This window comes from Salegentibacter sp. UBA1130, assembly GCF_002311535.1.
GTDB lineage: Bacteria > Bacteroidota > Bacteroidia > Flavobacteriales > Flavobacteriaceae > Salegentibacter > Salegentibacter agarivorans.
On sequence record NZ_DCAP01000012.1, the window covers coordinates 111,422 to 132,931 of the forward strand.

Here is a 21,510-nt window from a genome sequence, read left to right on the forward strand (position 1 = left end):
AAAATACTAAATAATGGAAATATTCCTTATCTGGTTAGGTTTCGTCAGGCTGAAGCCTAAAGAGATCTCCACTCCGTTCAACCAGACAAGGTTTGATGTTTCCCTGGTTCGTCATCCTGAACCCGGTTCAGGATCTAAAATGAAATAAGTATTAATATCCTGGACCCTGAAATAATCCCGAAGCTTCGGGACAGGGCGACGGTGTCAACTCTATTTTTCAAAAACCTAAACCTTTAAAAACCCGCGAAAACCCCTGGCGGCGTAATAAGATTCGGCGCCATTATGGTAAATAAAAACTTTTCCATATCTAAAATCTCCAAAAATGGCTCCACCAAGTTCTCTTATTTCGTTTGGTGTTTTGAGCCAACTGGAAGTTTTAGTGTCAAATTCTCCCAATTGCTGTAATTCTCGGTATTGCGCTTCATCTAAGATTTCAATACCTATCTCGGCAGCCAGGTCCCGGGCGCTGTTTTTTGGTTTAAATTTTTTCCTGGATTCCAGGGCTTCGCGATCGTAGCATAAACTTCTCCTGCCTTTGGGACTTTCTTTTGAGAAATCACAAAAAGTAAACTCGTTGGTGTTAGCATCGTAGCTAAACAAATTAGGTTCCCCGCCGGTTTCTTCCATCTCGTTTAAAACCCAAAGTTTCTCTGGCTCTGTCTTTAATTTTTCTTCAATTTTGGGCCATTCTAATTGCTTAAAGCGAGTTTTATGCTCCTCAAAACGGCTTTTTAGCATTTGAATTATTTCTTCTTCCCGGTCTTTTGAAAGTGATTTTTTATTACTCATCTTCGATAATATTTTCCTGCATTAATTTAATAATTATTTGCTTTAGGTAAATAAACTTATGATGCCTAAAAGATTTTCTCCGGGATTTTCTATAAAAATTTAATCTTCTTCTTATATTGTTAAAAATTTAACATCGGTAGTTGTTTTTAAATAACAACTATCAGAACAGCCATCCCTACAGGCTGTTTGTTTTATCAAAATCTCATATTTCTGAATTTTTTGGAATAAGCTTATTTTTTCCAAAGGCTTTTAAGACGTAATTTTCTGAGTGATACCCGGTGTTTTTGTACCGCGAGAATGGCTTTTAAAGGAAATGGGGATTGATTATATAATGAGTTAGCCACAAGAGAAAAACAGAAAAGCATGAAAAGAATAATTCTACTACTGACAATCATTTTTGCTCTTGGAGCATGTTCCGACGAGGAAAAAGAAGCTGAATTGGATAATCGAATTTCTGAGCTTGAAACTCAACTTGACGAGTGTAAAAATGGGTCGGACAAGCTTTTAGCAAAGGTCAAAATAGCGTTTGAGGAAGAAAACTTTGAAGAAGTGAAAACCATTTATTCCGATTTCCAAAATCGTCACCCAGAATCTCCAGAATTTAAAGAAGCTGAGTCAATCAATGACCAAGTCACAGAAATAGAAGAAAAGAGAAAAAAGGAAGCAGAACGAATTGCAGAAGAAAAACGCAAAGAAGCGGAACGAATTGCGGCCAAGGAAAAGGCAGATAAACTTAAAGCTCTCAACAAACTAAGAAAAAACTATGATGATGTTTCGGGAATAACTTGGTACAAACAGCCGTATTTTACACATTACACAAATACAAACTTGACTTCAATTTATATGGGTGAGAATGGCACAAATAGATGGTTAAGGTTACAGATGACGTATAAAGGTGATGATTGGATTTTCTTTGAACGTGCCTACTTATCTTATGACGGAAATACGAAAGAAATAGTCTTTAACAAATATGATGACAAAGAAACTGATCATAGTGGCGGTGGAGTTTGGGAATGGATTGACCTGACCGTAACTAAAGATGTAGAAATGTTTTTGAGAGAATTTGCTGAATCAAATAGTGCGAAAATGCGTCTGACAGGAAAATACACTAAGACAAGGACATTGACCTACAACGAAAGACGAGGAATTCTTGACGTATTAAACGGCTATGACGCAATAGAACAGGGGATAAAATAAAAAGCTTTGGCTGATACTGCCTATAGCAAATGCGGGTTGACTACTTAAAAATAATGAAGATTTTACAATTAAATAATTTTACGGTAGGTGGCCAGATAATCGCTTCGAAACTCGCCCCTAAGCTTATATTAGACCGTTATGCATAATTTAGGAAAAATAATACAGAACTAAAATAAAATTCTATGAATGGTGAAAAACTTCATGAAAATTTACATACATTTTTAAGGCATATTGAATCAATAAAAGACACTCTTCCCATGGTACTTTTACTGATAAATCCTTACCAAAAGAAAGCAAATGAAAAATTGATCAAGTTTCTAGAAAATAATGTTGAAGAAATTGATGATGAAGATGGAGAAAAAGTCATAGCGGTCAAATATGAAGAAACTAGAATATTCGAATCCTTATCCAAAAATTACGAAACTTCGTCCTTAGCTTCAAAGATAATTCCAGAAAGTTTATTCGTTTCTTTAATCTCTCAATATGATGCTTTTCTAAATAGACTTCTTAAAGCATTATATGATATTCGTCCTGAATATCTGAACAACTCAGAAAGAAATATTAGTTTTTCACAACTCGTAGAATTTAAATCTATAGGTGAAGCCAGAGAATATATAATTGAGAAGGAAATAGAAACCGTATTAAGAAAAAGTCATTCCGATCATTTCGAATATCTAGAAAGTAAGCTAGCAATTCCTTTAAGAAAAGATTTGCCTGTTTGGTCCACTTTTATAGAAATTACGGAAAGAAGAAACCTCTTAGTACATAATGATGGCAAAGTTTCAAATCAGTATTTTAAGGTTTGTAAAGAGAACAAATGTGTTTTAGAGGATATGAAATTAAACGATCGGCTTCGAGTAACTCCAGAATATTTTAAAAAAGCATATAGTTGCCTTTTTGAAATCTCTGTTAAATTAACTCATACTTTATGGAGAAAATTATTGAAGGACGATTTAGAAGAGGCAGATAAAAAGTTAAATGATATTTGTTATGATTTATTAAGTTCAAAACAATTTAATATCGCAGATATACTATTAGATTATGCGTGCAAACAGAAAAAACATCATAATGAAGCTTTGAGTAATATTTTTACGGTCAACAAATCATTATCAAAATACCTCCATAATAATAAAGAAAAAACAAATAGTATAATTAGTCAGAAAGATTGGAGTGCAAGCAGTGATAACTTCAAATTAGCCCATCTCGTTTTAACAGAGAATTATAAGGATTCTTATAAACTCATGAAAAAGATTGGTAATGATGGAGAGGTGGATAAAGAAAATTACATGACTTGGCCTTTATTCTCAGATCTAAGAAAAGAGAAAGGATTTAAAGATACATTCAAGGAAATTTTTGGTGAAGAATATACTGTACTGGAAATACCAAAAAAGCCTCTGCAAGAAGTTATTGAAGAACAGGTAGAAAAAAATCCTGATCTAAAACATAAGACTACTAAGAAAGCAAAAAAAGAGATTAACAAGTAGAACCATACATGCCACGGTTAATCGTCAATATTCGGCAGTGATAGCAGGAAAATGGTAACTGGACCAGCAAATCAATTATCATAGGAGTATTAATCGCCTTAGGAGCATAAATTAATAAAATGAAAAACATAAAACTACCTAATTTCTTTTTTACAGTAATAGCCATAATACTTGGAGCAGCTTTGTACAAACAATTTGATTTTGAAAATCTGAAGTTTGAACAACCGGCATTAGCAATTTTGTACGCTATTGTTCTTATATTTTCAATTTACGGTATAGTAAAGAACTACAAAAAACCAGTTGAAAAATAAAAAATGCACTAATCTTGGTTCTTAGCTAATATTGGATTTTCCGTAAAAGTGTAATTTTTAGAAACCAGGAAAGAAAATGCTTAGGGCGGCAGGTACGCGCCCCCCATCCCACATCTTGCGTAGAATGCTAACCACAAGTAAAAGAAATGCGAATAGCTTTAATCATACTGATTGGACTCAACGGAATCATCCATTTGATTGGGTTTTTCAAAGCATATCGCATAGGTGAATTTAATGCGATTTTACAACCAGTTTCAAAAATTTTTGGAATTTTTTGGTTCTTAATATTTCTGCTATTTGCTATTACCGTTGTTTTAATCCTGATTCATTCTAATTATTGGTGGTTAAGCGGTTTTTTAGCGGTGATTTTTTCCCAGGTTTTGATCTTCAACTATTGGTATGACGCAAAATTAGGGACATTCGCCAACCTAATTATATTATTAGCGGCAATTGTTGCCTATTCAGATTTCAACTTTAAGAATCTAGTCAAAAGAGAAAGAATAGCGCTATTTGAAAATTCTCAACTTATAACAGGGGAAATTGTAACCGAAAAGAGATTGCAGGACTTACCGCCAATCGTTCAAAAATGGTTGGCTAATAGCGGAATGCTAGGGAAACCATCAATTTCAAATGTTTATTTAGTTCAGGAGCTACAGCTGAAAATGAAACCCGAACAAATAGCTTGGAATAATGGTACGGCAGAACAATACTTTACCATTCAACCTCCGGCTTTCAATTGGAATATTAATACTGAAATGAATTCCATATTGAGCGTAGTAGGTAGAGACAAATTTGAAGATGGTAAAGGCGAAATGACAATAAAACTTCTTTCACTTATTCCGGTTGCAAATGCAAAAAATGACGAAAAGGTAGACCAGGCGACTTTGCAGCGATATTTGGCGGAAACTGTTTGGTTTCCTTCAGCTTCCTTAAGTCAATATATAAAATGGGAGCCTATAGACGAGTATTCTGCGAGGGCAACCATGGAATATAAAGGGGCAAAAGGTTCAGGAGAATTTTATTTTGACGAACACGGAAATTTTAAAAAGTTTGTAGCGATGCGTTATCAAGATGCAAATGATACCGTACCTACCGTTTGGACTGTAACTGCCACCAAAACCGAAGAAATGAATGGAATAAGAATACCTGTTGAATGCGAAGCAAGTTGGGAATTGGAGAGTGGACCATGGCCTTGGTTAAAATTGAAAATCAATGACATTCAATACAACGTGAAAGAAATGCCGGTGGAAAATCCCGGCTAAGTTCCGAAGATGATTCTAATAAGATAGGAATTCGAAAAAATTGATTAAAATCCTCACACAACTAGTAATAACAAAAATTTACCCATAAATTATGATTTGGTTTAACCTCAAGAAACTGGAACGACTATTAATTCAAAATAAGATCACCGAATCAATTTCTTACCAGTATTTACTGGTTTTCCTCGTATTGATCACCTTATCCACAAATGCACCCGAAACTGATTTTTCACATTACGGCTGGGAGATCTCTTATATTATCCTGGAGTTATTAATCACCATTGTAGGAACCTATTTGGTATTTAAGGTAAATTCAGACGGAGAGAATCGCGATTTCCTAAAACGCTATTTTTCGCTCTCCTTTGTAAACGGACTTCGACTGGTAATATTCTACCTGGTTTTGAGGCTGATTTTTAAAATAATTATGTTTGTAATTCCGCTGGATCTTTGGCATAGTGTCAATGATTTCTTAGGAGAAGATGCCGGGGAATTTTTCTTCGATATTATTTTCTCTTTAATCTTTTACTGGTTGCTAATGAGCTCTTTTAGAAGAGTGAATACAGGAAGAATTGAGGAAAAAGTTGCAGTACAGCAGGAAGATTTAAAGTAGGCTTAAAATCTTTCGGTATTTTCCCGGCTTCAGCATTAAAAATCAGCATTTCTTAGCTTTATACTTTTATCGTGCTAATTGCCCTAATCACCTAAAGTATGATGAGCAGGGGCAAGTAAGTTTTCGATGCGATTTTTTAACAACCCCATTTATTTATCATCCAGCACATCTTCCCAATCCCAGCCATCTTTTTTGATATAACCCAACAATTTCCCCCGGCGTTTATTGAAATCTTCATCTTTGGGGATTCCGGGATCTTCTTCAAAATTCGCCTTTAATTCATCGGGTAAATCATTGAAATAATCAAAATCAGGCGGATCGTCTGCCAGCGAGGTATAACTTTCATGAAGCCTAACCGCAAGATTATCCATAGCTCCCCGTATAACGCGCCAGGTAAATGCATTAGCCGATTTATCTAAATGATAAGCTTCCTGTATATTTAAAGCTTCATCTAAAATAGCGAGATTCAATCTTATATTATGCGATCTTTTATTGGTATGAAAATAGTGAAGAATAGGGTAGGCAAGGTGATGCTCCCCGTGTTTTAAAAGCAGGGATTCCAGATTTTGTAAGCGATTGTATAGCGGTGAAAAATCTTTGCCGTTAAAACCTTTATTAATAATTTCTTTTGGCGAATTTCCCAGTTGATAAATATAAACGGCAAGGGTTCTTTTATCTATAACCGCCTGGAGTACGGGCAGCAAATAGGAGATTCCCAAACTTATAAAGATCATACTATTCATGCCCATAATGTTAGAAATAATACGCCAAAAGTCGCTACCGGCCCTAAGATCTCCGTTTCCTAAAGAGGTGAGCGTATAGCCTACGTAATAAATATTCCCAATAATATCGGCATTTTCACCGGTACTGCTTTCTAAAACAGAGTTGGGATCTGAAAGGTAAATTAAGCTATAACCTACCCAAATTAGAAAGATCCACATTGCCACGAGGCCCATTAAAATGGTACCGCCGGCAAAATTTAAAATAGGAGCTTTTCCCTTACCGCGGGCCATTTTAAAATATACCCACCATATTTTTCTTGCGGTGAAAGAAGACAACCTTCCGCCACCATTAATGTAAAGAATAGTTTTAAAAATATCTACAAGAGCAACTATAAGAATAAATAACCCTAACGGAACTAGTAGGTAACTCATCTCTATTGATTGGTTGTGGTTTAGCTTTCAAATTAATAAATGTTGCTGAAAACCAGTGTTTAAGGAAACTTAATTCTTTGTGAAATGGTGCAAAGAGGTATATATTTATTGCTGATTTTTTACTCCAATTCCTTTAAAATTAATACCGGTACCTTTGGATTAAAATCTATTTCTTCTTTAAAGCGCTGCGAGAATAATTTGCTAAAAAACCCTTGTTTGCGTTTATAAAGCGCCAGGAAATTGCTATCCCGACTTTCAATAAAAAGATGAATCCCAGTAGTTTCGGTGGTTTGTGTGAGTTTATGAAAACTAAAATCTACACCTGAAAAATAAGTTTTTAGCGCTTCCTGGTTTTGTTCCTGTTCTTTGGTAAGCGGCCTGCCATCGCTATTAATATATAAGATCCTAATGCTGGCATTTAAATTTTCGGCCATATCTATAAGCGCCGCAACTTCTTTATTTTTAAACGGAAATTTATAATTGGTAGGAAAAACAATTTCACGGTTAGCAGTGGGCAATTCCTGCATTTTTTCTGGCAGAATTAAAAACGGACAATGTTCTACTTTTTCGGTTACTTCAGAAATTTCATTCTCAAAAGCTGCGTTTATAGATACATTTTCTCCCCGGGAAACCATTAAAATCAAGTCTATATTATGTGCATCTATGGTTTCCTGAATAGCTTCAGCCAGGTCTTTATTCCTGGAAATTGTTTCAAACTTATGTTTGGAGTTTTCCTTCCTGAAGTTTAAACCCTGCAGCGTTTTCTGCAGCCCGTTTTCAGATTCAGCCTTTGCAGCTTCCAGTTCTGCGTTATGATTCCGTTTTAATGAAATTCTTACAGGAACTTCATAAGCATTTAGAATATAAAAAGTACAGGGAATGTTTTTGTAAAGGTTCAAGGCATACACCAGGGTATTCCAGGCGTGTTTTGTAAAATTAGTAGGAATAAGAATTTTCTTTTCCATAGAAAAAGTTGATTTTATAAGCAATTCCTGTAAATATACTAAAACTTACTTCCGGTTATTTCTATTTTAATGCGGAAAAAGGTAGAAAAATGAAGTTCTCTGAGGAGACGTCATCCTGAACTAGTTTCAGAGCCTGCTCCGAAATTTATTCGGAGATCTAACATGTGGATAATTAAAACATATTAGATTCTGAAATAAATTCAGAATGACGTGATTTTTTAGACAACGTAGCTATTAAGATCCTTACTCGCTTAACAAGTAAATCCTCCAATCAATCTACTCCTGCTTCATTTCAGTAAAATATTTATAAAACCAGGGGATGGTTTCTATTCCTTTTAAATAATTCCAAATCCCAAAATGCTCGTTAGGGGAGTGGATGGCATCGGTATCAAAACCAAAGCCCATTAAAATAATTTTACTTTTTAATTCTTTTTCAAACAAAGTCACAATAGGAATGCTCCCACCGCTGCGCTGCGGAATAGGTGTTTTTCCGAAGGATTTCTCATAAGCCTTACTGGCTGCCCGGTACCCAATATTATCTATTGGCGTTACATAAGCCTGGCCGCCGTGATGAGGTTTTACTTCTACCTTAACCGCATCTGGAGCAATACTTTCAAAATGTTTTTTAAAGAGTTGGGTAATTTCTTTCCAATCCTGGTTTGGGACAAGGCGCATAGATATTTTTGCATAAGCTTTTCCCGGGAGCACTGTTTTAGCGCCTTCGCCAATATAGCCGCCCCAAATGCCGTTTACATCTAAAGTTGGGCGAATGGAAGCTCTTTCTAAAGTAGAGTAACCGGCTTCCCCATACACATCTTTAATATCGAGTTTCTTTTTATAAGCATCTTCGCTATAAGGAGCCTCAGCCATTTTAGCGCGTTCTTCCCTGCTTAACTCTTCAACCTTGTCGTAAAACCCGGGAATGGTAATATGGTTGTTTTCATCGGTTAAAGAAGCGATCATTTTACTTAAAATATTGATAGGATTCGCAACTGCACCACCATACAAACCTGAATGTAAATCCCGGTTTGGCCCGGTAACTTCCACTTCAATATACGAGAGGCCTCGAAGTCCGGTAGTGATAGAAGGCGTGTCTTTAGCGATCATTCCTGTATCTGAAATTAAGATCACATCATTGGCCAGTTTTTCTTTGTTGTTTTCTATAAACCAGCCTAAATGTTCACTTCCCACTTCTTCTTCCCCTTCAATCATAAATTTAACGTTGCAGGGTAGTTCATCGTTTTTGGTCATATATTCCAGCGCTTTTACGTGCATAAACATCTGGCCTTTATCGTCACAAGCGCCACGGGCAAAAATAGCTCCGTCGGGATGGATTTCGGTTTCCTTGATCACGGGTTCAAAAGGAGGGGAGTTCCACAGGTCTAAAGGATCTGGCGGTTGCACATCGTAATGTCCGTAAACCAAAACTGTGGGCAGATTTTTATCTATTATTTTTTCGGCATATACTACAGGATGGCCGGGAGTTTCACAAATTTCGGCAGCATCACAGCCTGCCTGCAATAAATTTTCTTTAACCGCTTCGGCGGTTTTTAGCATAGAATCTTTGTAATTAGAATCGGCGCTTATCGATGGAATCTTCAGTAAATCAATGAGTTCGTTTAAGAAACGATCTTTATTTTCTTCAACGTAAGATTTGATGTCTTTCATTCTTTGAAATTTTGATTGAGATAAAGGTAAAAAAAATATTTCCAGACTATTTGTGAATTGAAACATTTATGTATATTTGCATCCGCTTACAACAAGCAAACATATTGAAATGCGGGCGTGGTGGAATTGGTAGACACGCTAGACTTAGGATCTAGTGCCTTACGGTGTGAGAGTTCGAGTCTCTCCGCCCGCACAAAGGGATAAGCCGACTTGAAAGAGTCGGCTTTTTTATTTGGGTAACACAGAGGTAACACAAAAAGGCAAATTTTAGCCAAATATTAATTTTTAACATAAATTCTGATTTTAATTATATCCGACTTATTTATTTAAATTTTTGAATCAGCCTAATTTTTTAAGACTGATATTTTATTTAGATAGGATTATTAAGAAATTGGGTCTCTTATGAAATTCAGCAACTTAAATATTATTTTTTAGGTATTCTGACGGGGTTAAACCCGTACTTTTTTTAAAAATCCTATTATAATAAGATAAACTGTTAAACCCAGATGCAAAACAAGATTTGGAAATTGAATAGTTGCTATGTACTTCTTTTAATAATTTACAGGAATAATTTATTCGTAGCTCGTTAAGATAGGTGATAAAAGATTTTCCGGTATGTTGCTTAAAAAATCTGCAAAATGCTGTTTTATTCATACCCGCTATGCCTGCAATTTTTTCAAGACTAATATCTTCTTTAAAATTCAACATTAAAAACTCCATGACCTCGCTTAAACGTTGATCTGATACCTGATGATGATTTAACCAGTTTACACTTCCTAAATAAGTGTTGTTAGAATGAACAGAAAGCGAATAAAAAACCTGAAGTATGTTTATTGCTTGTAATGGCACCGGCAGCTCTCGCAATTGAAAAAGTAGATTTTCAATTTTATTCTTTTTAAAACTGTGAAAAGTGGCCCCTCTTTCGCTTAAGTTATGAATAAGTCTTATATATTGAAATTCCTCTTTGCTACTTTCAATGGCCTCAAAAAATAACTGATTTAAATGAAGGACATAGGCTTCAGAAAAATTTTTAGAAGAGCTTTGGAACATATGTGGAATATTTTTTCCTATTAAAAATAGGTTTCCTTCTTCAAAGGTCCCAATAAAATCTCCTGCAAAAAGGGTTCCTTTTCCCTGTTTTATATATACCAGTTCAATTTCGGGATGATAATGCCATAAGCGTAGAAACTGCCCCTCTTTATGATGGCTAAATTCGAAGTTGCTTTTTAAATTTTTATGAAGAAAATGAAGTTTCATTTTTTTTTAAAGTTTAAGAAAAAACTATACGGTAATTTTCAAATTTATTAAATAATTGCTTCAAATGAGCAAATATTGTACAATAGAATGCAAATTAATGTGAAAGAAATGAGCTGGAAGAAGTATAATTTTGGTAGAGTATTTCTTTGAATTTAATGAAAAGCTGCTTGTAGCTTCAATAGAAGTGAATTAACCCTTATCAAGCCCTGGACTCTTTTTAAAAGGAAGATTTCTTCAAGATTCTGGTCTTTAGGTCTTTAGTGGTGAGGTGATGTTGATTAATTATAGCTTATAAATTTGGAGCAATACGAGTGTCTGTGTTATTATTTAAAATTTATTATGAATAGAATTTTATCATTGTTTTTGTTTTTTACCTCTGTAGGCCTTACTGCCCAGGAGAGGGAGGGGAACATTGTAGAGTATTTTGGAAAAGAAAAGGTGGAAGATGTGCACGAAGGAAAAGTGCTGCACGTTTTTACCGAAGCCCTTATTTATAAAAAACAACAACTTCCAAAGGACACCGAGGCAGTAGAATATGATCCTCTTTTCGCGAAATTTATAGGTAAAGCTAAAAGCGGAATAAAAAAGGGGAAGTCAGCCGGTAAAAATTATCGCGGACAAGCCATAAGCTGGGAAGAAATAGAAGTAAATGAAAATAATGAATTTCAGGATCCCGGTTTGAGAGATGGATATTTGTATCTTGAGTACGATGCTGCTGCAGAAGAAATAGTCTTATTAGACGCATCGGGTCATACCAGTGTGTTGATTAATGGTTTTCCTCACGAAGGGGATTATTATGATTTTGGTTGGAATCTAATTCCTCTTAAATTAAAGAAAGGAAAGAATGAGTTTATTCTTTCTTCCGGTCGTTTTTCCCGAATGCGTGCAAGGCTTATAAAGCCAAAAAAGGAGCTTCAATTTACGCAGCGCGATATGACTTTGCCCGAAATCTTAATAGAGCAAAAAGAAAATTTCCCTGCAGCAATTAGAATAGCAAATGCAAGCGAGCAAAATATAGAAAATCTAAAATTAGTAGCCCGTGTAGCCAATGCTGTTGCTGAAACGGCTATAACAGAAATACCAGCTTTATATGTTAGAAAAGTACCTTTTGAAATTCCTTTTGCAGAAAATTATAAAGATAAAAAAGAGGTAGAGGTTGTACTGGAGATGCTTGATTCTAATGGTAAAAAGTTAGATACTGATACTTTATTGCTTCCGGTAAAATCAAAGTACGAGCACCATAAAAAAACCTTTGTGAGCGACATTGATGGTAGTGTACAATATTATAGTATGGCACCTTCTTTAGATACTGTTAGTGAAAACCAGGCTATGTTCTTTTCTTTGCACGGAGCTTCGGTAGAAGCTGTTAATCAGGCTAATGCTTATCAGCAAAAAGATTGGGGGCATATTGTTGCGCCTACCAATAGACGACCGTTTGGTTTTGCCTGGGAAGATTGGGGACGTTTAGATGCTCTTGAAGTTCTTGCTCATTCAGAAAATGAATGGAAAACCGATGCTGCACACACTTATTTGACCGGTCACTCTATGGGAGGTCACGGTACCTGGTATTTAGGCGCAACTTACCCCGATAAATTTGCGGCCATTGCGCCTGCAGCCGGCTATCCTGATTTACTGTTGTATCGTGAAAGCTTTAAACGGCGAATTACCGATAATCTTGAGCTGCTTCAGGAAAGGTTTAAAATGGGGGTAGAGGAATTTAATAAAAGAACTGCCGTTCAATTAAATTCAAAAAAAGAGGAAGACCTAAGTGCAATAATTAAAAGGGCCGGTAACACCAGCCGTACTTTAAAATTAATAGAGAATTATCTAAACTTTGGTATCTATGTGCTGCACGGCGAGGTAGATTCAGTTGTTCCAACATTTATAGCGAGAGATATGCGCGAGCGTTTGGGTACTTTTCATAACGATTTTGTTTATTATGAATATCCCAAGGGTACTCATTGGTATGGTAATCACAGTATGGATTGGCCGTTAATATTTGACTTTTTTAAGGCGCACGATAAAAAAACCGACGAGAACCAAAATGATTTTTCATTTAAAACGGCTTCCCCTGGGGTTTCAGAAAAAGCACATTACATAAATATCCTTCAGCAAGAGCGTCCTTTTGAAATTAGTGATATAGCGGTAGAAAAGGATAGTATTTTACTCCAGATTTCTACGGAAAACGTAAAAACTATTCAAGTTGACTTTTCAGAGTTTTCTGTAAAACCAGATTCTATAGCTATAGATGAGGTTCGCATTGCCGTAAATAAAGAGCTGGAGTCTTTGGTGATGAAAAAAATGAAATCTTATTGGGAAGTGAGTAAAAAGCCTGGATACCAGGAAAAAGGCCCGCATAGGTATGGCGGCTTTAAAGATGCCTTTAAAAATAAACCTGTTTTGGTTTATGCAACCCAGGGAAGTGACAGGGAAAACAAATGGTATTATCATCGTGCAAAATTTGATGCCGAGAAATTTTATTACCGTGCCAATGGAGACCTAACCCTGGTAGCCGATGCAGAGTTCAATCCGGAAAATTACCCAGATCAAAATATAATCTTATACGGAAACAGCGATAATCATGCAAGTTGGAAAACTTTGCTCAAAGATTCCCCTATTAAGGTTTCTAAAGGGAAAATGACTGTTGATACGAAAACTTTGAAAGGAAATAATCTAGGAGCGTATTTTATTTACCCTAGAAAAGATAGTGATTTTGCAAGTGTTGGGGTAATTACCGCTACCGGAGAAAAAGGAATGGAAGCTGCCTGGGGCAACGATTATTTGTTAAACGGTACGTTTTATCCGGACTTTATGATTTTTAAAGACACGATGATACATGAAGGGCTTCAGGGAATAGAAGCTGCCGGCTTTTTTGATAATTCCTGGAATATTGAAGAATACGATGTGATATGGAAAGAGTAAACTACCTGAAAGATAGATAAACAACACAAAAGCTAAAAATTTGAATAAAATTTTAAAAATAAGCGAACAGGATAACGTTGGTGTGGCCTTGTGCAATTTAATGGCGGGTGAAATTATAGAACTTTCGGGAACACAAATAGAGGTATCCCAAAATATAGCGATTAAACATAAAATTGCCCTGCAGCATTTTAGTCCCGGTGATATTATTATAATGTATGGCGTCCCTGTAGGGGAAGTGGTGTTATCCATTGGTTGTGGGGATGCTTTGACTACTGAAAATATAAAACATCGTGCTGCCGATTATAAATATGAGGACAGAACTTACAATTATAATTCGCCAGATATTACCTCTCTTCAGAACAAAACTTTTATGGGGTATCATAGAGAGGATGGCCAGGTTGGTACTGCTAATTACTGGCTATTTGTGCCCCTGGTTTTTTGTCAAAACAGGAATTTAAAAGTTTTAAAAGAAGCCTTTGAAACCGAGTTGGGTTATAAGCAGGAGAATCCATATAAATTACAATTGAGGCAAATGCTCTCTGGAGACTCTGATGCAGCAGCTAGTTCTGAAGTCATTAATGAACAGGTCTTTAAAAATATTGACGGGATTAGATTCCTGGCTCATGAAGGTGGTTGTGGTGGTACACGGGATGATGCTCAGGCATTGGTGAATTTACTTGCGGGATATATTAAAAACCCCAATGTAGCAGGTGCAACGGTATTGAGCTTAGGTTGCCAACACGCCCAAATGAGTTTGCTGGAAGAAGCACTGGCTAAATTGAACCCGCAGAAACCGGTTCTTTATTTTGAACAACAGCAGTTTTCTTCGGAAAAAGATATGCTACAGAAAATAGTTTCCAAAACCTATCCCGAGCTGGAAAAAGCTAACAGCATAGAAAGAAAACCTGCAGGTTTGGATAAACTCAATATCGGTTTAGAATGTGGCGGATCTGATGGATTTTCGGGCATTACCGCCAATCCATTAATTGGCTATATAGCCGATAAAATTACTGCGGTAGGTGGCCGTGCAATGCTCTCTGAGTTTCCGGAGCTATGCGGGGTAGAGCAAGATTTAATAAATCGTTGCGAAACCGAAGAAATGGCAGATAAGTTTATAAAATTAATGGAGACTTATAACGCCGAGGCAAAAAAAGTAGGTTCCGGCTTTGATATGAACCCTTCCCCGGGCAATATAAAAGATGGCTTAATAACCGATGCAATTAAATCGGCAGGTGCAGCGACCAAGGCGGGTAGGGCACCAATAAGCGGAATCCTTGATTATACAGAATATCCAGTAAAAAGTGGCTTACATTTGCTATGTACTCCCGGAAATGATGTAGAATCTACCACCGGATTGGCCGGTTCTGGAGCAAACTTAATCCTATTTTCAACTGGGTTGGGAACACCAACAGGGAACCCGGTTTGCCCGGTCATTAAAATATCATCAAATTCTGAATTGCCAAAGAGGATGATGGACATTATAGATTTTGATGCCGGTAAGTTAATTTCAGAAGAGGCAGATCTAGAAAATTTATCAGAAGATCTCTTAAATCTAATTGTTGAAATAGCAAGTGGAAAATCAGCAACCTGTGCGCAAAAATTGGGACAGGACGATTTTATTCCGTGGAAAAGAGGGGTTTCACTATAAAATTTAATCAACTTATGAAAAAGCCAATTTTATTTATTTTAATGCTGATTCATTTTGTGGTTTTTGCACAGGGGGATGAGGATTATATTCCGGCAAAAGAAAATTTAGAAGCGCGAGAATGGTTCCAGCATGCCAAATTTGGAATGTTTATCCATTGGGGAGTATATAGTGTTCTGGGAGATGGAGAATGGGTGATGAATAATAAGAATATCTCTAAAGAAAATTATGAGAAATTGCCTGGTTTTTTCAATCCTATAAATTTCGATGCCACAGAATGGGTGAAGATGGCTAAGAATTCAGGTGTGAAATATATTACAGTGACCACACGTCATCACGATGGCTTTTCTATGTTTAACACCGAGGCTTCATCTTATAATATTGTAGATGCTACGCCATTTGGCCGGGATGTGATAAAAGAGCTTGCTGAAGCCTGTAGAGCAAACGATATTAAACTGTTTTTCTACTATTCCCTGTTAGACTGGTACCATAAAGATTATTACCCACTGGGAAGAACAGGCAATGGAATTGCGGATAAAAATACCACTGGTAACTGGAAAGATTACATAGCATTTATGAAACAGCAATTAACCGAGTTACTTACAAATTATGGTGAAATTGGAGGTATTTGGTTTGATGGGCATTGGGATAAGAAAAATACCAATTGGCATTATGATGAAATCTATGAATTGATCCATGAGCTTCAACCACAAGCTTTAATAGGAAACAATCATCATATAGCACCAATAATGGGAGAAGATTTCCAAATGTTTGAAAGGGATTTGCCTGGTTATAATACCACAGGTTTTGGAACAGCCAAAGAAAATATAGGAGAACTACCTAAGGAAATTTGTGAAACAATTAATGGTTCCTGGGGGTTTAATCTGCAGGATTCTAAGCATAAATCTCAAAAAGAACTAGTTCGTTATTTAATTAAATCTGCAGGATTTGGTAGTAATTTGCTGCTTAACGTTGGGCCTATGCCCAATGGCGAGATTCAAAAAGAACATCAGGAATCGTTTCTGGAAATTGGAGATTGGCTGGAAACCTATGGAGAGGCAATTTATGGAACCAGGCAGGGGCCGTTAGCACCCAGGGAGAATATAGTGTCTACCCTTAAAGATAATGAAGTGTTTTTATGGCTTTTGGGCGATAATGATACGTATTTTATTGAAGACTTTTTTCCCAAAACAAAAACAATGGTTCATTGGAAGGATGGATCCACAATAAATTTTCAAAAGACAAAATTCGGAACTTTTATAGAAATCCCGGAGGCTAAGAAAAATGGCATAGCAACATTGGTGAGTTATAAAATAGAAAAAGATTAAGTAAAATAATATGGGTCATAAGTTAAAAGGAAAGTCGAGCGTGATTACAGGTGGAGGAAGCGGTATAGGCAAAGCAATTTCAATGGAATTTGCGAGTGCCGGTGCCAATGTTTTTATTTTGGATTATAATGAAGAGACAGCAAAAAATACGGTAGAAGAAATTACTTTGGCCGGTGGTAAGGCAAGATTTTTTGGTTGTGATGTAACCAAAAAAGAACAGGTTGATAAAATAATGGTTGAGATTGCCGCTGAATCATCAATTGATATTCTGGTAAATAACGCAGGTATTGCCCACGTAGGTAATGTAGAGAATACTAACGAAGAGGATTTAGATAGAATTTATGAGGTTAATATCAAGGGTGTTTTTAACTGTTTAAAATCGGTTATTCCCTATATGAAATCAGCCAGGAAAGGCTGTATTATCAATATGGCGAGTATCGCTTCTGTAGTTGGAATTCAGGATCGTTTTGCCTATTCCATGTCTAAAGGTGCTGTACTTACCATGACTTACTCTATAGCAAAAGATTATATAGATTATGGTATACGCTGTAATAGTATTGCGCCCGCCAGGGTACATACCCCGTTTGTAGATGGTTTTATTACTAAAAACTACCCTGGGCAAGAACAAGAGATGTTTGAAAAACTCTCCAAAACTCAACCTATAGGCCGTATGGGAAGTACTAAAGAAGTGGCAAATCTTGCCCTTTACCTGGCTTCAGATGATGCAGCATTTACAACAGGAACCAACTTTCCAATAGACGGAGGTTTTATAAAATTACAAGGATAATATATTGTAGATATGAAAAAAGTATTAATAGCTCTTAGTATTTTAATCGGCTTGCAGGGATATACACAATCTCCCGAAGAAAAAGCTATAAATGAGCATGGCTATCCAGAATGGTTTAAGGAAGCAAAACTCGGTATTTTTATTCATTGGGGCTTGTATTCAGTACCGGCTTATGGGGGTAAAGAGTCTTATGCCGAATGGTTCTTGAGAGGAATGCAAACCAATGATAGTTTACGTAACGCTTTTGTAGATGAGCATTACGGAACTAACTTCACTTATAAAGATTTTGCAGGTGAGTTTAAAGCAGAACTCTTTGATCCCCAAGAATGGGCTGAAATTTTTAAAGAAGCCGGTGCTAAATATGTGGTGTTGGTTTCTAAACATCACGATGGCTATACCCTATGGCCAAGTAAATTTAACCGAAACTGGAATAGTGTCGATACCGGCCCAAAACGTGATATTGTAGGAGAATTAACAGAAGCCGTTAGGGACGAGGACCTTAAAATGGGGTTATATTACTCTCTAGCCGAATGGAACCACCCTTTACACCGCTGGTATACAGATCCGCACGATAGTATTGGACGATATGTTGAAGAATATATGGTGCCGCAGTTTAAAGAATTGGTAAAGGAATATAAACCTACATTGATTTTTTCTGATGGTGAATGGTACAATACAGCCGAGCAATGGCAAGCTCCACAGCTTATAAATTGGTATTATGAAACAGTAGGAAAAGATGCCATAGTGAATAATCGTTGGGGCCATGGCCTTGATGTTGGTTTTTTAACCCCGGAATATAGTTCAGGAATTGTAGAAACCGAAAGACCCTGGGCAGAGGTAAGAGGAATTGGCCGTAGTTTTGGCTTAAACCGAAATGAAAATTTAGAAGCCTACGGAACCGGAAAAGAACTCATTGAACGGTTTGTGCAAACCGTTGCCAATGGTGGTGGAATGATCTTGAATGTTGGCCCAAGGGCCGATGGGCAAATTCCTATGATTCAACAGGAACGTTTAAAACAGTTGGGAACCTGGTTGGATATTAATGGAGAAGCTATTTATGGTGCTGAAGCCCATACAATAACCGGAGAAGAAAAAGAAGTTAGTTTACAAAAAGTAGATAGTGTAATTAACTTTAACTGGGTAAGAAATTCACCTTTAAAAGGAATACGTGAAGACGATTTTCAGGCAACCTGGGAAGGCTTTATTGTAGCGCCAAAAACAGGGAAATATACTTTTGAAATTGAAGTAGATGATGAGGCTATGGTGCAAATTGATGGCAAAACCATTATTAATAGTAATTATACAGCACCCGATAATGAAGCTGAGGTTATGGGAGCCAATACCGGGACTTCAGATAAAGGCACAATTCGTTTAAAGGCCAACGAGCGCACTCCAATTAAAATTAATTACCGCGAGAAAAAGCAAAACGCCAAGATTAAATTGTTTTGGAGCACGGCTAACACTGAAAAGGAGCTAGTTCCTTCTAAGGCATTTTTTATTGATAAAAATGGGCAGGAAAAAGGTTTACAAGCGCAATTCATTTCTTTAAAAACCTATTTAAGTTATACAAAGAATAACGATGCTTTATATGCTATAAGTTATGAATGGCCAGATGATGAGTTGGCGTTGGAAATAGACAAACCTGCTAAGGGTACAAAAGTTCATTTGTTGGGCTTAGATAGGGAATTACCCTGGACATACAGCAACAATACATTAATTATAGATACATCAGGTATTAAATATGGCGAATTACCCGGTCACGATGCCTGGACTTTTAAAATTCAGTAAAAAATAGATTATGAAATTAATACGATTTGGAGCTCCCGGACAGGAAAAACCGGGAATTGAATTAGAAACAGGAAAAAGAATAGATGTTTCGGCATTTGGAAAAGATTATACCGAAGATTTTTTTGCCGAAAACGGTCTGGAAGATCTTAAAAACTGGCTAGCAGAAAATAAAGATAATTGCCCTGAAATAGATTTACAAGAACGTTTGGGAGCACCGGTTAAACGTCCTTCCAAATTGGTTTGTATTGGTTTAAACTATGCAAAACACGCCGAAGAAAGCGGTATGGAGGTGCCATCAGAGCCCGTTATATTTTTTAAAGCAAGTAGCGCTATTGTAGGGCCTAATGACGATGTAATTATTCCTAAAGACAGCCAAAAGACCGACTGGGAAGTAGAATTGGGGGTTGTAATTGGTAAAAAGGCCAGTTATGTTTCTGAAGAGGAAGCCATGGATTATGTGGCCGGCTATGTTTTGCATAATGATTATAGCGAGCGTGAATTTCAATTAGAGCGTTTAGGGCAATGGGTTAAGGGAAAAAGCTGTGATACGTTTGCACCCTTAGGACCATTTTTGGCTACTAAAGATGAAATTCCAAATCCGCATAACCTTAATTTATGGCTAAAACTAAATGGTGAGATTAAGCAGCAAAGCAACACTTCAGATTTTGTTTTTAACATACCTCAGGTAATTAGCTATGTAAGTCAGTTTATGAGTTTATTGCCTGGAGATATTATTTCTACCGGAACTCCATTTGGGGTAGGTATGGGTTTAAAACCACAGCGCTACCTTAAACCCGGGGATGTAGTAGAATTGGGTATAGAAGGTCTTGGGACTTCTAAACAAGTGGCAAAAGCTTATAGAGAATAGGCAATGAGAATAGATAGCCATCAGCATTTTTGGAAGTTTGGGAAGGAGAAAGATGCCTGGATTCCCGATGAGATGTCGGTAATTAGGAAAGATTTTTTTCCTGAAAACCTAAAGCCTATTCTGGAAAGAAATAAGGTGGATGGTTGTGTGGCGGTGCAAGCCGCTCCCACTGAAAATGAGACCAAATTTTTGCTGAATCTGGCTAAAGAATATGAGTTTATAAAAGGAGTTGTAGGTTGGGTTGATTTTACTGGCGATAATCTTGAGGAACGCCTCGCACATTTTTCAAAAGACCCTAAATTTAAAGGAGTTCGGCATTTATTACAGGCTAAACCGGCTAGTTATATGCTTCAACCCAAATTTTTGAAGGGAATGGAAGTTTTTGGGAATTTCAACCTAACCTACGATCTTTTGGTTTTGGAAAATCAGTTGGCCAATACTATTGAATTGGTTTCTAATTTTCCAAACCAAAAGTTTGTTTTAAATCACCTCGCTAAACCTAATGTTTCAAAGGGAATTTCTAAAAACTGGAAAGAATTAATAACAAAACTGGCAGATAAAAAGAATGTGTCTTGTAAGCTTTCCGGTCTATTAACCGAAACTGAGAATTTTAATTGGAAACCCGAAGATTTTTATCCTTTTTTTGACTTTGCTTTGGAGGTTTTTGGACCCGATAGATTAATGTTTGGATCTGATTGGCCGGTTTCTTTGGCAGCCGGACAATATTCAGATACTGTTAATATTACTGAGGATTTTCTTAAAACTAGAAACGAAATCGTTTTAGAAAAAATAATGGGGCTTAACGCAATTAATTTTTACCAATTATGATCAAAAAATCATTGCTTTTAATTCTGGTACTCGGGCTTGGATGTTCGGCTCCTAAAGAGAAAAAAGAAGATAAGGAAGAAGTAAACGAACATGTACTATGGTATGCGCAGCCTGCATCAGACTGGATGGAGGCACTGCCCATAGGGAATGGTAGGGTGGGAGCAATGATTTTTGGGAACTCGAAGAATGAGCGAATTCAATTAAATGAAGATTCGCTTTGGCCTGGTGGCCCTGATTGGGGCGATTCAAAAGGAAGCCCGGAAGATTTAGAGGAAATAAGGCAGTTAATTTTAACTGGAAAGACCAGTAAGGCCGATAAAGAAATTATAGATAGGTTTTCGAATAAAGATATTGTGAAATCCCATCAAACTATGGGAGATGTTTATTTGGATTTTGAACATGCCGGAGACATTGAGAATTATAAACGAAGCCTTAGCTTGAATGATGCTTTGGCAGAGGTGAGCTATACTATAGACGGCGAGCAATATCATCGTAAAATTTTTGCAACCGCAGCAGATGATGCCATTATAATTCAATTAAGTACAACGGCAGAAGCAGGATTAAATTTTAGTGTGAACTTAGACCGACCAGAAGATGAAGGGCATAGAACAGTGGAAGTAAGTCACCCTGCCGAGAACCAAATTTCCATG

General features: G+C 36.6%; 19 protein-coding genes and 1 tRNA gene. 15 read left to right on the plus strand and 5 right to left on the minus strand.

Features of this window, described 5'->3' with window-relative positions; all coding sequences use genetic code 11:
- Positions 1-13 precede the first annotated feature (13 nt).
- Positions 14-148: a hypothetical protein gene (locus B4F31_RS04485; protein ID WP_286760713.1), complete on the plus strand. Its 135-nt coding sequence runs from the start codon at positions 14-16 to the stop codon at positions 146-148.
- A gap of 77 nt (positions 149-225) precedes the next feature.
- Here the strand turns inward: B4F31_RS04485 and B4F31_RS04490 are convergent, their stop codons facing one another.
- On the minus strand, positions 226-789 hold the full coding sequence (locus tag B4F31_RS04490; RefSeq protein WP_286760714.1) for a DUF4256 domain-containing protein: 564 nt from the start codon (positions 787-789) through the stop codon (positions 226-228).
- A 363-nt stretch (positions 790-1,152) separates the two neighbouring features.
- On the opposite strand from B4F31_RS04490, the gene B4F31_RS04495 reads away from it, so the two are divergent.
- The 5 genes from B4F31_RS04495 (at position 1,153) to B4F31_RS04515 (ending at position 5,650) form a co-directional block, all read left to right on the plus strand.
- On the plus strand, positions 1,153-1,986 hold the full coding sequence (locus tag B4F31_RS04495) for a hypothetical protein (protein ID WP_286760715.1): 834 nt from the start codon (positions 1,153-1,155) through the stop codon (positions 1,984-1,986).
- A 182-nt stretch (positions 1,987-2,168) separates the two neighbouring features.
- On the plus strand, positions 2,169-3,470 hold the full coding sequence (locus B4F31_RS04500) for a hypothetical protein (protein ID WP_286760716.1): 1,302 nt from the start codon (positions 2,169-2,171) through the stop codon (positions 3,468-3,470).
- A 119-nt stretch (positions 3,471-3,589) separates the two neighbouring features.
- A complete protein-coding gene (locus tag B4F31_RS04505; protein ID WP_286760717.1) occupies positions 3,590-3,781 on the plus strand; it encodes a hypothetical protein in 192 nt (63 codons plus the stop codon).
- A gap of 146 nt (positions 3,782-3,927) precedes the next feature.
- On the plus strand, positions 3,928-5,043 hold the full coding sequence (locus B4F31_RS04510; protein WP_286760718.1) for a DUF6920 family protein: 1,116 nt from the start codon (positions 3,928-3,930) through the stop codon (positions 5,041-5,043).
- A 91-nt stretch (positions 5,044-5,134) separates the two neighbouring features.
- Positions 5,135-5,650 carry a hypothetical protein gene (locus B4F31_RS04515; protein WP_286760719.1) on the plus strand — a complete coding sequence of 172 codons (516 nt, stop codon included), beginning with the start codon at positions 5,135-5,137 and terminating at the stop codon, positions 5,648-5,650.
- Positions 5,651-5,799: 149 nt separating this feature from the next.
- Here the strand turns inward: B4F31_RS04515 and B4F31_RS04520 are convergent, their stop codons facing one another.
- The 3 genes from B4F31_RS04520 to B4F31_RS04530 form a co-directional block, all read right to left on the minus strand.
- Positions 5,800-6,804 carry a potassium channel family protein gene (locus tag B4F31_RS04520; RefSeq protein ID WP_093306675.1) on the minus strand — a complete coding sequence of 335 codons (1,005 nt, stop codon included), beginning with the start codon at positions 6,802-6,804 and terminating at the stop codon, positions 5,800-5,802.
- Positions 6,805-6,923: 119 nt separating this feature from the next.
- Positions 6,924-7,769, minus strand: coding sequence for a universal stress protein (locus tag B4F31_RS04525; protein WP_286760720.1), 846 nt, complete (start codon positions 7,767-7,769; stop codon positions 6,924-6,926).
- 276 nt (positions 7,770-8,045) lie between these two features.
- On the minus strand, positions 8,046-9,437 hold the full coding sequence (locus tag B4F31_RS04530) for a dipeptidase (RefSeq protein ID WP_286760721.1): 1,392 nt from the start codon (positions 9,435-9,437) through the stop codon (positions 8,046-8,048).
- Positions 9,438-9,548: 111 nt separating this feature from the next.
- Here B4F31_RS04530 and B4F31_RS04535 point away from each other — a divergent pair.
- Positions 9,549-9,630 (plus strand) — tRNA-Leu (locus B4F31_RS04535).
- A 224-nt stretch (positions 9,631-9,854) separates the two neighbouring features.
- Here B4F31_RS04535 and B4F31_RS04540 read toward each other — a convergent pair.
- Positions 9,855-10,694 carry an AraC family transcriptional regulator gene (locus B4F31_RS04540; protein WP_286760722.1) on the minus strand — a complete coding sequence of 280 codons (840 nt, stop codon included), beginning with the start codon at positions 10,692-10,694 and terminating at the stop codon, positions 9,855-9,857.
- 339 nt (positions 10,695-11,033) lie between these two features.
- On the opposite strand from B4F31_RS04540, the gene B4F31_RS04545 reads away from it, so the two are divergent.
- The 8 genes from B4F31_RS04545 to B4F31_RS04580 form a co-directional block, all read left to right on the plus strand.
- Positions 11,034-13,616, plus strand: coding sequence for an alpha/beta hydrolase-fold protein (locus B4F31_RS04545; RefSeq protein ID WP_286760723.1), 2,583 nt, complete (start codon positions 11,034-11,036; stop codon positions 13,614-13,616).
- 40 nt (positions 13,617-13,656) lie between these two features.
- Positions 13,657-15,264 carry an altronate dehydratase family protein gene (locus B4F31_RS04550; protein ID WP_349675917.1) on the plus strand — a complete coding sequence of 536 codons (1,608 nt, stop codon included), beginning with the start codon at positions 13,657-13,659 and terminating at the stop codon, positions 15,262-15,264.
- A 14-nt stretch (positions 15,265-15,278) separates the two neighbouring features.
- A complete protein-coding gene (locus B4F31_RS04555) occupies positions 15,279-16,589 on the plus strand; it encodes an alpha-L-fucosidase (protein ID WP_286760724.1) in 1,311 nt (436 codons plus the stop codon).
- A 10-nt stretch (positions 16,590-16,599) separates the two neighbouring features.
- The gene (locus tag B4F31_RS04560) at positions 16,600-17,376 is read left to right on the plus strand and encodes an SDR family NAD(P)-dependent oxidoreductase (RefSeq protein ID WP_093305267.1); all 777 of its coding nucleotides are present in this window, start codon (positions 16,600-16,602) and stop codon (positions 17,374-17,376) included.
- A 12-nt stretch (positions 17,377-17,388) separates the two neighbouring features.
- Positions 17,389-19,164, plus strand: coding sequence for an alpha-L-fucosidase (locus tag B4F31_RS04565; RefSeq protein WP_286760725.1), 1,776 nt, complete (start codon positions 17,389-17,391; stop codon positions 19,162-19,164).
- A 10-nt stretch (positions 19,165-19,174) separates the two neighbouring features.
- Positions 19,175-20,032, plus strand: a complete 858-nt coding sequence (locus tag B4F31_RS04570) for a fumarylacetoacetate hydrolase family protein (protein ID WP_093305273.1) — start codon at positions 19,175-19,177, stop codon at positions 20,030-20,032.
- A gap of 3 nt (positions 20,033-20,035) precedes the next feature.
- Complete coding sequence (locus B4F31_RS04575; RefSeq protein WP_286760726.1) at positions 20,036-20,860, plus strand: amidohydrolase family protein; 825 nt, start codon at positions 20,036-20,038, stop codon at positions 20,858-20,860.
- A partial coding sequence (locus B4F31_RS04580) for a glycoside hydrolase family 95 protein (RefSeq protein ID WP_286760727.1) occupies positions 20,857-21,510 on the plus strand: 654 nt, incomplete at its 3' end. The genes B4F31_RS04575 and B4F31_RS04580, both read left to right, overlap by 4 nt.